Here is a 13,859-nt window from a genome sequence, read left to right as displayed (position 1 = left end):
GACGAAGCCTTAGAACAACTCAACCTCGCCAGCAACAGGCTCTGCGGCGATCTCGGTACGGTAACGGTTTTCGCGCTGGATAACCGTATCGTTGTGCAGGTGCTTCAAGCGCTTCATGAAGGCCTTGCCGGTAGATGGTATGTACATCACCTTGCGTGGATACTTGTCACCGACATCCTCGCTAACCACCGGGATACCTTCTGTGCTGAGATACTCGCGCACGAACTCGATGTTGCGCGCCCCAATGTCGCTCAACGCCTCCATCATGCGTCCGCCGCCGAAGATCTTCGCCTCCAGGTGCTTTTTATGGCCACCGTTCTTGAGAATGTCGTTGATCATGTGTTCCATCGCATAGTTGCCGTAGCGCGTGGCGGTGCTGACGATGTCTGCAGCGCCATTCCAGCCTTTGCCGTCGGTCGATATCGGCAACATGAAATGGTTCATGCCGCCCACACCGAATACGCGATCACGGATGCAGGCCGACACACAGGATCCCAGCACCGTCACGATCAGTTCGTTGTTCGAGGTCACATAGTATTCGCCCGGCAGGATCTTGGCGGCCGCCTGGTCGCGCCCCTGATCCCAATACCGGTTGATCTGCTCGAACCCGGGCAGGGCTTGCGGCAGTACGTGCGAGGCAGATTTCAAACCACTCATCCGATCTTCCTGTAGACAGTATTGCCAACCAACTTAAAGCGCTCCGTCACCTGGTACAGGGATTCGGAATGGCCGATAAACAGGTAACCGCCGTCCACCAGGACGTCGGCATAGCGGTCCATCAGCTTTCGTTTCGTGTCTTTGTCGAAGTAGATAATCACGTTGCGGCAGAAAATCAGGTCTTGCTGCTCGACCTTCAGCGGCTGCATCAGGTTGACCTGGTCGAAGCGAATCTTGTTTTTCAGCTCATCCTTCACCCGGACCTTGCCGTTCTGATCGCCACGACCTTTAAGAAAAAAGCGCTTCAGACGTTGCTTCGACAACCCGTCGACACGCGCCTGTGCATACACGCCCGCCTGGGCCTGCGCGAGCACGTTCGAGTCGATATCGCTGGCGAAGATCTGCGCGTCCCAGCTACGCAGTTGGGCATCCTGCTCAGCCAGCGTCATCGCCAGCGAGTACGGCTCTTCGCCGGTCGAACACCCGGCCGACCAGATGCGCAACGTACGGCTGTTACGGTTGCGCTGAATCGCCTCCGGGATAGCGGTATTGGCAAGGAACTCGAAGTGATGGTTCTCGCGGAAGAACGATGTCAGGTTGGTTGTTACCGCGTTGACCAGCTCGATCATCTCGCCATCGTGCGCGGGATCCTGCAGGTAATCGCAATAGGCGGCGAAGTCTTTGAGCCCCAGCGCCCTGACGCGTCGCGCCAGGCGCGAATAGAACATGTTGAACTTGTCGTCGCTGACAACGATGCCGGTACGCTCGTTGGATAGGCGCCGCAAGAAATTGAAGTCGCGCTGAGTAAACTCGTATTCCCTAACCGCTGTCATCTTAGTCTCAGGTTTCCTTGTGCGTATCGGCGTTCAACCGCCAATCGGCATAGAGTTGAAAAGTAAACGTCCCGGGCAGGACGCCGTTTAGAACAACTCGATGTCGTCGATATCTCCTTTTTCCAGCCTTCCCCGAACCTGCTCGAGCGCCTCGTCGATCGATGCCCCCTTGAGCAAGGCCTCGAACATGTCCTGCTCTTCCTGCATCGTGTAGCGGCTGCGAATGCCCGACTGCAGTTCCGACCACTCGGTCGGATTGAACAGGCGCGATTTGTCGGACACCAGATCGGACAGCGCACCCAGGGCCTGACGGACGTGATCGAGGCGCTGCGACAAACGATCGTAGAACTGAAATGCAACGATGCTTTGCTGGATCTTGCCCTGCACCGACGTACAGCGATTGAGAATGTCCTCGCGTACCGGCTCGAAATCGGTTTCCGGAGAGGCCGACGTCGTTGCCTGCGAGATGCCATCAACGCTCTGCACCATGCCGAGAAAAGACGTCGTCAGCGATTCAACCGAATCGTCTCCCTCGTGCATCGCCATAGAGATCTGCGCCACTGCGAGATTCAACATGCGCACCGTTTCGTTGACCTGACTCCAGTCCAGGTCGGGCGAACTGGCTGGCGATACGTTCAGACGCTGTCCGTCTTGCATGATAGTTCCTGCGCCTCAGGCGACTTGTTGATCGGTGTCGAGCTTGAAATAGCCATCCAGGCCAACCTGCCTGGCCGCAGTCCGCAACGAATCAGAGGCACCGACCCAGCTCAGTTCGATACCTTTTTCATTGGCCGTCTTGAAGAAAGCCGCCAGCAGCTGCACGCCAGCCCCCTCGATGGACTCGACCTCGCTGCCGTCGATCTGCAGCGGGACGTCGCCCTCGAGATGTTGCAGCAGCGGCGCGCGCAGTTCGCCGACATCCATGATGGTGATACTGCCGGGCAACATCACTTTGTCGCCGGCTGCTTCCGGCGTGGCCGCTGGTTCGTCGGCAGACTGTTCGGCAACCACCTCAGGCTTAGGCTCGGCCGCCTTCTTGGCCGCCGTCTTTTTGCGCGCCGGTGCACGCTTGCGACGCGTCTTCGGCGCCGCTGCCTGCTCAGTAGGAGCGGCCTCTTCACCGACCTCGGCGAGTGGATCATGCGACATGACTGGTTTCTTTCTGCTCATCGGTAAAAATCCTCCCTTCGAGTACGTCGGCGGCAAGTTCGGCGAACTCCGCGGCCGACCGACATTTCTCGCGGTATTCGAATATGGTCTGACCCGCACCGGCACATTCGGCCAGGGCGGCTGCTTCACTGATCGACGTGGCCAGCAGGTAGGGCGAGAAATGTTCCATAACCTTGTCGAACACTTCACGCGCCAGCCGCCGTCTGGCGACGAACCGACTCATGAACACCCACTGACGCAATGGCGTACGGCGCAACGGCTGCAAACGCTGAATCGTCTGCATGAAGCGCGCAAGGCCCGTCAGCGACAGGTAATCGCCAGCGACCGGCATCACCACGTCATCGGCCGCAACAACGGCGTTGACGATCAGCAAGCCGGCCGATGGCGGACAGTCGAACAGCACCACGTCGATATCGTCTTCGATCTCGTCCAGCGCATTCGCCAGCAGCGATGCCCGCTCTGTCCCGCCGCCGAGTTTCTCAACATCGACCAGGCGGCTGCCGGGCGGCACCAACCACATACCGTCGCGCACCGACAGGGCCCGCGACATCAGGTCCTCGCCATCGAGCAACACGTCGTCGATACCCTGCCCACTGGGCCGAAACAGCCCGAGGCAGGATCCGACATGCCCCTGGGGATCGAGGTCGATAATCAGCACGCGCTGGCCGGCGCGCGCCAAGGCATGGCCCAGGTTCACGGTCGCCGTGGTCTTACCGACCCCGCCTTTCTGATTGACGACAGCGATCGAACGCATTGTCCGGTCCTTCAGGCACCGGCCTTTTCGTACAAGCTATTGAGCTCGCCCGGATCAAACAGCTTGTCCAGATTCAGCAGGATCACCATGCCGCGCGGCAGTGACACCATGCCGTCGAGATAGCGCTTGCTGACAGCGCCGCCGATCTCGGGTGGCGGCTTGAGATCCGAGCTGTCGATGTCCAGCACATCGGAGACCGCATCCACGACGGCGCCAACGAGATGGGTTCGACCATCCGGCACCTTGATCGACAGTACGATCACGACCGTTGTCGACGAGTATTCGGGCTGCTTGTTGCCGAAGCGCACACGAAGATCGATGATGGGCACAATCGTGCCGCGCAGGTCGAGCACGCCTTTCACGTAGTCGGGCGAATCCGGCAAGGTGCGTACTTTTTCCCAACCGCGAATTTCCTGTACCCGCAGAATGTCGGCTGCGTAGTCGTCCGCGCCAAGGCTGAAGCTGAGGTACTGCCCCTTGTGACGCTGTGTGCCAACGGTTGCTTGCTCTTGCATCATTTTTTGCTCACCCGGCCACCAGGCCATCGAGATTCGACTTGTTCGTCCTACTTGAAACGGGAGCATCGCCGGTCGCTGTACCGACGGCACTCATGTGTGCGGCCTACTTGAAGAACGACATCGTGCCTTCGATCTGCTTCGCCTTGTCGTTCAGCGAAACCGATGCGGCCGATGTCTGCTCTGCCAAAGCTGCGTTCTGTTGCGTCATTTCGTCCATCGTCGTGATGGCCTGGTTGACCTGATCGATACCCGAGGCCTGCTCGGCGCTCGCCGCAGCGATCTCAGCGACGATGTCGCCCACCTTCTTCACGCCGGTCACGATCTCCTGCAGCGTTTCGCCCGACTCGTTGACCAGCTCGGCGCCGGCATGCACCTTCGAAACGCTGTCGTTGATCAGGTCTTTGATCTCTTTGGCGGCGTCGGCAGAGCGTGACGCAAGATTGCGCACCTCGGTCGCCACCACCGCGAAGCCGCGACCTTGCTCACCGGCGCGCGCCGCCTCGACCGAGGCGTTGAGCGCCAGCAGGTTGGTCTGGAAAGCGATCTCATCGATCACGCCGATGATTTCGGCGATCTTGGTCGACGATGCGTTGATCTGTTGCATCGCGCTCACTGCGCGACCGACGACCTCACCGCCCTTTTCGGCCATGCCGCGGGCGCTGGTGGCCACCTGGTTCGCCTGCTGGGCGTTGTCCGCGTTGTTGCGCACGGTAGACGTCAACTCTTCCATGCTGGCCGCCGTCTCTTCGAGGCTGGAAGCCTGCTGCTCGGTACGTGCCGACAGGTTGGAGTTGCCCGACGATATCTCGTTGGAGGCGATGTTGACCGATTCGGTGGCCTCGCGAAGCTCGGCAACGATCGATCCCAGACGCGCAAAGGTGTCATTCAGGTCGTTCTTGATGCGACCGAACTCACCCTGGTATTCGCGATCGATGGTCTTGCTCAGATCGCCCTGCGACAGGCTGCTCAACGATACGGACACGTCACGGAACACGTTCGCGAGATCGTCGATCAGCGAGTTGATGCCTTCCGACAGATGCTTGAAGAAGCCGGTCTTACCTTCCACAGCGACACGCTTGGACAGGTCACCGGCGCGTGCCGAAGTCACGATGTCTTCAAGTTCCTCTTCCATCGCCAGCTCGTTGGTACGGTCGAGCCATTCGACCACGGTACCCACACGTTCGCCTTCGGCACTGTTTACCGGGTTTGCGGTGAACGCGAAGGTAAGGTCACCGAGTTTGATCTGGCTGTTTACCGGACCGGTCATTGCCGCGACCATACGCTGCTGATGACTCGGGTCCTTGTGGAAGCTGTCGATGTTGCTGCCGATCAGTTTGGCAGCGTTGAAACCGGGGATCGCCCGCGCAATCTCGCGCTGGTTACCCGAGAACAAAGCCTCCACGGTCTTGTTCATGTAGATGATGTTGTTGTCGGCGTCTGCCATCATGACGCAGCTCGATACGTTATCGAGTGCGGTACGAATACGCATGTTTTCCGCAGCCTGACGCTCTTCCACCTCGCGGCGTTCCGCTTCGGCGCGCTCGGCGGCCCGCAATGCGGTCAGATCTGCCCACTCGACGACGGTACCCAAACGCTGACCTTCATCGCTGACTACCGGGTTCGCGATGATCTTGAAGGTACGCGAACCCACCTGCATCTCGCTGGTGAAGGTATCGTTCAGCTTCGCCAACAGGCCACGCTGATGCGCTGGGTTCTTGTGGAAGATGTCGATGTTGTTGCCAAGGATATTGTTGGCATCAAATTGCGGCAGGACCTCTTTCAGGTCGGCCTCCGCGTCCTTGAACATCTTGGCAACGGCGTTGTTCATGTAGGTCACGTTGTACTCGGCGTCCGCCATCATCACGTTGGTCGACGTGCAGTTGAGCGCCGTCTGCACACGCGCCGTTTCCTCGGCGCGGCGCTGTGCGTCGGTGACCTCGAAGCCCAGCTTGATCTGCGTTGAACGGATCGCCTGCTGGATCTCGCCAACCGAGCCCCGTTCGCCGGCGTCTGCCCAGTCGAAGTAGTTGCCGACAACGAACTGTCCCAGCTTGCGTGCTGCGACCTGCAGCGGCGTGACCACGTGCTGCTTGATCAGGAATGCCGAACCGACGCTCGCGCCGATGATGGCGAACAAGGCGGCATACAGGACACCGCTGGGCACGCCTACGGCGAGCAACACCATGGTAAGAACAGCCAGCGCGGCCACACTGCCCGCGCCCGCCGCCAACAAACGCTCCATCGACCAGGGCGATCCCGCCTCAAGCGACGACGGCAGCGAGGCTTGGCCGGCGCGCACCTGGGCATACAACGCTTCGGCGGCGCGCTTTTCGTCAGCGGAGGGCTCGGTGCGTACCGACATGTACTCGACGCCGCCGTCTGCCAGGGGTACCGGCGTCACGTTGGCGCGCACCCAGTAGTAGTCGCCGTTCTTGGCGCGGTTCTTCACCAGCCCGGTCCAGGTCTGACCTGCCTTGACGGTTTCCCAGAGATCCTTGAACGCCGCCGGCGGCATGTCGGGATGACGCACCAGGTTGTGGTTGCGCCCGACCAGCTCCTGCTCGGTGAATCCGCTGATCGCGATAAACGCGGGGTTGGCGTAGGTGATGATGCCCTTATGGTCTGTCTTCGAAACCAGAATGGAATCTTTGGGAAAGGGAACCTCGTTGTTGGTAACAGGTTCGTTAAGTTTCATGCGCGCTCCCGATCGTTCCGTTTGTCAGGTTTTCTGGTTTCGGCCTGCATCGAAGACAGACTACGGGCCGCGAAATCTATTGCCTCTAGATCGGCATATCGACCGCGTCCTTGAGGCTGATCGGGCACTATTTCGCCGGCTAAACCACAGAAAAAAAGCGGCCGAAGCCGCTTTTTTTGCCGTTCTCAGCGGGAAACGTCAAAACTCTTCCCACTCATCATCATCGAAGCTCTGTGCTGCCACCTTGGGTGCAGGCTTACGCGCTGCGGGTGCGGCCCGTTCGACCGTGGGCTTGGGTGCAGCAGCTCTCGGCTTGGCCTCGGCAGTCGACACCGCCGGTTTTGACGCCGCCGGTTTTTCAGGCTTCGCAGTGGAGACAGCCGGCTTGGGCGCAGGCTTGGCCGGTGCTGCGGGCTTGGCGACGGCTTCCGCCTTTGGCGCCACGGACGGCTTGGCCGCGGGTGCGGCGGGCGCGGCTTTCGGCTTCGCGACGGGCTTCGACATCGACGTATCCATAGTGCCGGCACCGTGGAAGAACGCCATCAAGCCGCGCATTTCCTCGGTGTTTTCGGTCATCGCGGCGGAGGCTGCAGACGTCTGTTCAGCCAGCGCTGCGTTCTGCTGGGTGAGTTCGTCCATCGACGTGATCGCCTGGTTGACCTGCTCGATGCCGTTCGACTGCTCGGCGCTCGCTGCGGCGATCTCGGCGACGATATCGCCGACCTTTTTCACACCCACCACGATCTCGTCGAGCGTGGTTCCCGACTCGTTGACCAGAGCCGAACCGGCCTCGACCTTGGCGACACTGTCGCGGATCAGGTCTTTGATCTCTTTCGCCGCGGTTGCCGACCGTGACGCCAGGTTGCGCACTTCGGTTGCCACAACCGCGAAACCGCGCCCCTGCTCACCGGCACGCGCCGCTTCGACCGAGGCGTTGAGCGCCAGCAGGTTGGTCTGGAAGGCGATCTCGTCGATCACCCCGATGATCTCGGCGATCTTGTTCGACGAGCTGTTGATCTGGTCCATCGCTGCGATCGCATTCGACACGACTTCGCCACCACGCTCCGCCGCGCTGCGCGCGCTGGTTGCGACCTGGTTGGCCTGCTGCGCGTTGTCGGCATTGTTGCGTACGGTCGAGGTGAGTTCCTCCATGCTGGAGGCAGTCTCTTCGAGACTCGATGCCTGCTGTTCGGTACGCGAAGACAGGTTGGTGTTGCCCGAGGATATCTCACCCGACGCAGTGGAAATATCTGCTGCGATGCTGTCGAGTCGACCGATGATCTGGCCGAGTTTTTCGGTGGTTTCGTTGATGTCGTTGCGCACCTGGCCGAACTTGCCGCGGTACTCGGTCTCGATCGATGCCGACAGGTCGCCACTGGCCATCTTGCCCATCACGTTGGCGATCTCGTCGAACACGCCCGACAACTGATCCAGCAGGGCATTGAAACCGACACCGAGCTGACGGAAAAAGCCGTCTTTGCCTTCGAGCTTGATACGGTGCTCGAGGTCGCCGTCCTGTGCGGCCTTGACGAGGTTTTCGACCTCTCTTTCGACCTCGGCTTCAACGGTGCGGTCTTCCCATTCGACTGCCGTTCCCAGGCGCTCGCCGGTCGCATCGACAACCGGGTTGGCGGTGATCTTCAGGGTACGCCCGGCCAGCGCGATCTCGGCCGTATGGGTGCCGGTCAAACGGTCGAGCATCTGCATCTGATGCTGCGGGTTCTTGTGGAACTTGTCGATGCTGGTACCGACCAGGTCGTCGGCACTGAAGCCCGGCAACTCTGAACGGAACTCCTGCTCGGCGCCGCCGAACAAGGCCTGCGCAGCATGGTTCAGGTAGATGATGCGGCGGTCTTTGTCAGCCAACATAACGTTGGTGTTGACGTGATCCAATGCAATACGGATACGCTTGTTCTCTTCAGCGGCGCGGCGCTCGTCGACCAACGCCTCTTCCGTCGCGCGCGCCTTGCGCACGCTGTCGGTCCGATCAAACCATTGCACCACCTGACCGTGCACATTGCCGCGGCTGTCACGCAACGGTGCCACCATCAGCCGCAGGTGTCTTTCACCCACGTCGCCCTCTGCAACGCGTTCGCTCTGCCGGTTGGTCGAAAACACACCGTTGAGCGCCGGATCACGGAACAGCCCCGGAAGTTTCGCGCCGTCGATGGCGCGTGCCGAGAAACTGGGCGTTTCGGCACGCCAATCAGCCTCGATCCCCTGCAGAAAATGGGCCGCGGCGGGGTTAGCGAATACCACTTCGTTGGCCTCATTGACCACCGTCACCGGCACCGACATACCCTGCAAGGTGTCGTGCAGCCTGTCGCGCTCGGCGACGACGGACTCGTGATCGCTGCCACGCGACTGCAATTGCAGCGCAAGCTCGTTCAATGCGCCCAGCAATTGGCCGGTCTCGTCGCTGACACCGGCATTCGCGAATCCATGGAAGTTGCCGGCAGCGACACCCCGCGTTGCCGCGGCGGCTTCGACAAGCGAACGCTTGACACTCCGGCTCACGGCAAACCCCAACGCGATCGTCAGCACAATGCCGACGAACGACACGATGAACGTCGCGCTCGATGCGCCAAAGGCGCGATATCCGTTAACCGCGGTCACCAATAGCGCAACGACGGGCAACGCCATCAACAAACCAAATTTCATTGAAAGACGCATATTGGCAAGCACGGTTAAACCTCTCTGTATCTCTGCAAGTGGGGGGAGCGTGGGTTTACGCTGCCTCACCCTGGTCGGTATCGCAGTCGGCCTCTAGCAGGCTCGAAACGTCCAGCAACATGACCATGTTTTCGTCGTCCGTTACCAAACCGGTGATGTTCTCGGTTGGTACGTTGGCCCCGAATTCCGGTGTGCCGACGATGTGCTCTTCACGTGCGACCAGAACGTCGGAAACGGCATCCACGACGAGACCGATCGAACGCTGCTCGCCGCGTCTGTCAGTAGTACGCACGACAATAACCACCGTCTCCTTGGTGTACTCTTCCGCTTCAAGATTAAATCGCAGACGCAGATCCATGATCGGCACGATGGTGCCGCGCAGGTTGATCACGCCCTTGACGTAGTGCGGTGAGTTCGGGATGCGAGTGACCTGCTCCCAGCCACGAATCTCCTGAACTTCAAGGATGTTCACGCCGTACAGTTCATCGGCCAGCACGAAGGTCAGGTACTCGACGCCTGCGCCTTCGTCCTCTTCGACTTCGACAGTGTTATCGACATCGGTCATTGCTATACCTCTTCGCGATCAAGCGGTCAGGGCCAGATGCGGGCGGCCGCGGCCGCCTCCGTTCTTCGCCAGGCGCATCAGTCCCGGGATGTCGATGATCAGTGCCACCGAGCCGTCGCCGAGAATGGTCGCGCCGGAGATGCCATCGACCTTGCGATAGTTGGCCTCGAGCGACTTGATGACCACCTGTTGCTGGCCAAGCAGATCGTCGACGAACAGACCGCACTTGCGACCCTCGCCTTCGACCACCACCAGAATGCCATCGGTCAGTTTGTGCGCATCGTGTTCTTGGATACCGAACGCCTCGTGCATGCGCACGATCGGCAGGTACTCGTCACGCAGCTTAAAGGTTTCACCTTTGCCGGCGACGGTACTGAGCATCGACTCATCGATCTGAATGGACTCGATGATGGATACCAGCGGAACGATGTAGATCTCTTTGCCGATACGAATCGTCTGACCATCGAGGATCGCCAGCGTCAGCGGCAGACGCACGATGATCGCGCTGCCCTCACCCGGCGTTGATTCAATCTCAATCGCACCGCCGAGTTCGTTGATGTTTCGCCGCACCACGTCCATGCCGACTCCGCGGCCCGACACATCGCTGACCTGTTCTGCCGTAGAGAATCCAGGCTGGAAAATCAGGTCGTACACGTCTTTGTCGCTGAGGTTGTCTTCCGCTTTGACCAGACCGCGTTCGATCGCCTTGTTGAGAATCTTGTCGCGCGGCAGACCGCGCCCGTCGTCGCGAATCTCGATAACGATATTGCCGCCACGGTGCGATGCGCCGAGATAGACGGTGCCCGTCTCGGGCTTGCCGGCCGCCACGCGCTCTTCGGGGGTCTCGATACCGTGGTCGAGGCTGTTGCGCACGAGGTGCACCAAGGGGTCACCGATCTTCTCGATAACCGTCTTGTCGACCTCGGTGTTTTCACCGCTCATCTTCAGCTCGATCTTCTTACCGAGCTTGGTACTCAGGTCGTGCACCAGGCGCGGGAAACGGCTGAACGAGAAACTGATCGGCACCATGCGGATACCCATGACACTTTCCTGCAGTTCACGGGTATGGCGCTCGAGCTGTGTCAGCCCCTCGCGCAGGCGCTCTACACGGCTCATGTCGAAATCGTTGCCGAGCATGCCCAGCATCGACTGGGTGATAACCAACTCACCGACCATGTTGATCAGCGCATCGATCTTGTGAATATCGACGCGGATGGAGCTCGAAGCCGCCGAACCGCTTGCCTGGCGGCGGTCGTTGCCCTGGCGCCGATCGCTACCGGACGCGCGACGCTCCGCCTGGCGGCGTTCGACCGGCGGCGGGGCGGCCTGCACGGCGGGCGCAGCCGGCTGATCGGGTTGTGCCTGTTGTGCGGGCGCGGCAGCGGCCTGGGTCGCATCGAAGCCCTCAGGCAGGATTGGGATCACGGCGAAATCGCAGTCATCTTCCACCCATTCAAAAATCTCGTCGATCTGAGTCTTCTCGATGGCCCCGATCAGGCGCAGATCCCATGACAGGTAGCTGTCTTCGGGCTCGAGTTCTTCCAGCGACGGCAGGTCCGACACGTCGCAAGTCGACGTCAGCTCACCGAGCTCGCCGAGTTCACGGATGATGCGCAGCGGATCGTTGCCGGTGCGCATCAGATGTTGGTGCGGACGGAAGACGATCTTCCAGCCGATGGGTTCGACCTCGGCCTCGGCCTCGGCCTCGGGCTGGGCTGCTTCGACAGGTTCACTCGCCGCAACGTCTGCAGCCACGGCGCCACTGCCATCTTTGTCAGCCAGCACCCGCTCCAACTCAGCGCTTTGTTCCTTGACCCGCTCTTCGTCGGCACTTCCGCCGTCGCGTGCGGCAATCAGCATCTCGCGCAACACATCGACGGATTGCAACAGCACGTTGACCGCGTCGGCAGTCACCTCGCGGCGGCCGTCGCGCATCTCGTCGAGCAAGGTCTCCATCACATGCGTGAAGTTCGAGACGTCGCTGAATCCGAACGTACCACTACCACCCTTGATCGAGTGTGCGGCCCGAAAGATCGCATTGATCTCTTCCGAGTCCGCGGCTCCCGGGTCCATGCCCAAAAGCCCCGACTCCATTACATCCAGGCCTTCGAAGCTCTCTTCGAAGAACACCTGGTGGAACTGCGCCATATCAAAGCTCATTCCGCTCTCCTGTCGGTTTGACCGGTTCGAGCGATCAGCTCAAAACTTTCTTGACGGTGTTCAGCAATTGGTCCGGATTGAACGGCTTGACGATCCAACCGGTGGCGCCGGCAGCTTTGCCCTGCTGCTTTTTGTCGGCCCCGGATTCCGTGGTCAACATCAGCAACGGCGTGAACTTGTAACTGGGCAGGGTGCGCAGTTCCTTGATCAGCGAGATGCCATCCATGTTGGGCATGTTGACGTCGGTGATAACCAGATTGACCGAGCGACTTTTTGCGATGTTCAGAGCTTCTACGCCGTCAGCAGCTTCGACGACGTCATAGCCTGCACCTTTGAGGGTAAAAGCGACCATTTGGCGCATTGATGCTGAGTCATCTACAGCCAGGATACTTGCTGCCATATTCTCGAACTCCTCGTTGAATTCAGCTGATACGTTTCCATTCGACAGCGGACGAAGCTGGCGAAGTGCCAAGCGCATGCCTGCAGCGTGTAGCCTGATAGCGGTTCGCAGACGCAGCGCGGTTCTAGGCGGTATCGACGTTCGAGGCGGATTCTTTAGGCGCTGCAGCGAGGATATTTAGCGGGTATCTGGCGTGGTATTAGCGCCGATACGGGGGGCTGGCGGTAGCGCCCGAATGGCTGTCGAAGGCGGCAAAGAAAAACCGCAGCCCGTTGACGGATCTGCGGTTTTCGGGGATTCATGGCCACGCGCCCCTGGCGCGCGGCGAACATCCTTCAATCTGCGTCAGACGCAGCCGGTCGGCTTGGGCAGGCCGCCGTACTTGGTGATCGGTTTCATCGGACCGGTCTTCCACATCTTGAAGATCTCCTTCTGGTCCTGGCCGATGTACTTGGCAAACTTGCGGATCGGCGGCACGACGTTCTCGTCTTCGTAATACTCGCGTGCCTTCAGGATCTGGTCCCATTTCACGTCATCGATTTCGATACCGTCTTCCTCAGCCATCGCCCTGCCGATCTCCGGCGTCCAGTCATTCATGCTCAGCAGATAACCATCACCGTCACGTTCGGGAATCTCCACACTCATCGTTCTTACTCCTGATATTTCCGAATGCAATGTTTATTAGCCGCCAATGATAGAGTCGCGTAATCCGATTACCCCACGAAGATTGCAGGGTTTCGACGTCATCCGATACGTCGCTCGCTGCCGCTAGAGTCTCCCTCCAGGGGCATCTCCTGGTAGGCATTCCCATTCGGCGTAGCGCCGCCCGGCGCCGAATCCTTGCCTGTCTCTAAAGATGATAGTCTTTACGCCGTTAATTCCCGAGAGGGAAAAGCCCCCAATCTGACAACAATCAAAAGGGCATAACGCGTTGTTGCGCCGTCGCACGACAAAATGACTTACGACCTCTCCACGATCGACATAAACCGCGACGCCGCTGACGACGCGCCGCCGTGTTTCGTCTGCGCTATCGCCGACGATGACTATGGCGATGTGGTGCTGACACGCAAAGCGCTGGAAAAATCCGGCTTTCCCGTCCGCCTCTTGTGGGTAAAGAACGGCTACGAGCTGATCGAGCTGCTGCTCGCCCCACCGGCCGATGCGTCAATCGACTTCATACTGCTCGATCTGAACATGCCGAAGCTCGACGGCCGGGAGGCATTGCTGCAGATCAAGCGCGATGTCCGGCTGCGCTGCCTGCCGGTGAGCATACTATCAACCTCCACCAGCCAGGAGGACATCGACTTCGCATACGGCCATGGCGCCAACTGCTTCGTCAGCAAACATCCGGATTTCGCCGAGTTCACCGAGGCATTGCTGACCCTCTTCCATTTCTGGAAAGACGTCGCACGACGACCTTCGCACTGCACTTGA

General features: G+C 59.9%; 13 protein-coding genes. 1 reads left to right on the top strand and 12 read right to left on the bottom strand.

Going from position 1 to position 13,859, the window contains the following annotated elements; all coding sequences use genetic code 11:
• Positions 1-9: 9 nt before the first annotated feature.
• The 12 genes from cheD to B1781_RS02965 all read right to left on the bottom strand — a co-directional run bounded on the left by cheD (position 10) and on the right by B1781_RS02965 (position 13,070).
• Positions 10-657, bottom strand: a complete 648-nt coding sequence (cheD, locus tag B1781_RS03020; protein WP_078118258.1) for a chemoreceptor glutamine deamidase CheD — start codon at positions 655-657, stop codon at positions 10-12.
• Positions 654-1,490, bottom strand: coding sequence for a CheR family methyltransferase (locus B1781_RS03015; protein ID WP_078118257.1), 837 nt, complete (start codon positions 1,488-1,490; stop codon positions 654-656). The genes cheD and B1781_RS03015 overlap by 4 nt, the downstream gene beginning before the upstream one ends.
• A gap of 87 nt (positions 1,491-1,577) precedes the next feature.
• A complete protein-coding gene (locus B1781_RS03010; RefSeq protein ID WP_078118256.1) occupies positions 1,578-2,147 on the bottom strand; it encodes a hypothetical protein in 570 nt (189 codons plus the stop codon).
• 15 nt (positions 2,148-2,162) lie between these two features.
• Positions 2,163-2,660: an STAS domain-containing protein gene (locus B1781_RS03005; RefSeq protein WP_078118255.1), complete on the bottom strand. Its 498-nt coding sequence runs from the start codon at positions 2,658-2,660 to the stop codon at positions 2,163-2,165.
• Positions 2,629-3,414 carry a ParA family protein gene (locus tag B1781_RS03000; RefSeq protein WP_078118254.1) on the bottom strand — a complete coding sequence of 262 codons (786 nt, stop codon included), beginning with the start codon at positions 3,412-3,414 and terminating at the stop codon, positions 2,629-2,631. The genes B1781_RS03005 and B1781_RS03000 overlap by 32 nt, the downstream gene beginning before the upstream one ends.
• Before the next feature lie 11 nt (positions 3,415-3,425).
• Positions 3,426-3,932, bottom strand: a complete 507-nt coding sequence (locus tag B1781_RS02995; protein WP_078121893.1) for a chemotaxis protein CheW — start codon at positions 3,930-3,932, stop codon at positions 3,426-3,428.
• 103 nt (positions 3,933-4,035) lie between these two features.
• Positions 4,036-6,627: a methyl-accepting chemotaxis protein gene (locus B1781_RS02990; protein WP_078118253.1), complete on the bottom strand. Its 2,592-nt coding sequence runs from the start codon at positions 6,625-6,627 to the stop codon at positions 4,036-4,038.
• A 198-nt stretch (positions 6,628-6,825) separates the two neighbouring features.
• Positions 6,826-9,288 (bottom strand): methyl-accepting chemotaxis protein, encoded by a 2,463-nt coding sequence (locus B1781_RS02985; RefSeq protein ID WP_164513230.1) that lies wholly within the window; start codon positions 9,286-9,288, stop codon positions 6,826-6,828.
• Between the two features lie 67 nt (positions 9,289-9,355).
• A complete protein-coding gene (locus B1781_RS02980) occupies positions 9,356-9,865 on the bottom strand; it encodes a chemotaxis protein CheW (protein ID WP_078118251.1) in 510 nt (169 codons plus the stop codon).
• An 18-nt stretch (positions 9,866-9,883) separates the two neighbouring features.
• Positions 9,884-12,025 (bottom strand): chemotaxis protein CheA, encoded by a 2,142-nt coding sequence (locus B1781_RS02975; protein ID WP_078118250.1) that lies wholly within the window; start codon positions 12,023-12,025, stop codon positions 9,884-9,886.
• Positions 12,026-12,059: 34 nt separating this feature from the next.
• On the bottom strand, positions 12,060-12,425 hold the full coding sequence (locus B1781_RS02970; RefSeq protein ID WP_078121892.1) for a response regulator: 366 nt from the start codon (positions 12,423-12,425) through the stop codon (positions 12,060-12,062).
• 345 nt (positions 12,426-12,770) lie between these two features.
• Positions 12,771-13,070 carry a TusE/DsrC/DsvC family sulfur relay protein gene (locus B1781_RS02965; RefSeq protein WP_174575397.1) on the bottom strand — a complete coding sequence of 100 codons (300 nt, stop codon included), beginning with the start codon at positions 13,068-13,070 and terminating at the stop codon, positions 12,771-12,773.
• Positions 13,071-13,379: 309 nt separating this feature from the next.
• On the opposite strand from B1781_RS02965, the gene B1781_RS02960 reads away from it, so the two are divergent.
• Positions 13,380-13,859 (top strand): response regulator, encoded by a 480-nt coding sequence (locus B1781_RS02960; RefSeq protein ID WP_078118249.1) that lies wholly within the window; start codon positions 13,380-13,382, stop codon positions 13,857-13,859.

Origin of the sequence: Thiosocius teredinicola (genome assembly GCF_002009425.1) — a bacterium.
GTDB classification, from domain to species: Bacteria; Pseudomonadota; Gammaproteobacteria; order Chromatiales; family Chromatiaceae; genus Thiosocius; species Thiosocius teredinicola.
The sequence above is the reverse complement of the archived record's forward strand: the minus strand, read 5'-3'. Positions and strand labels throughout refer to the sequence as shown.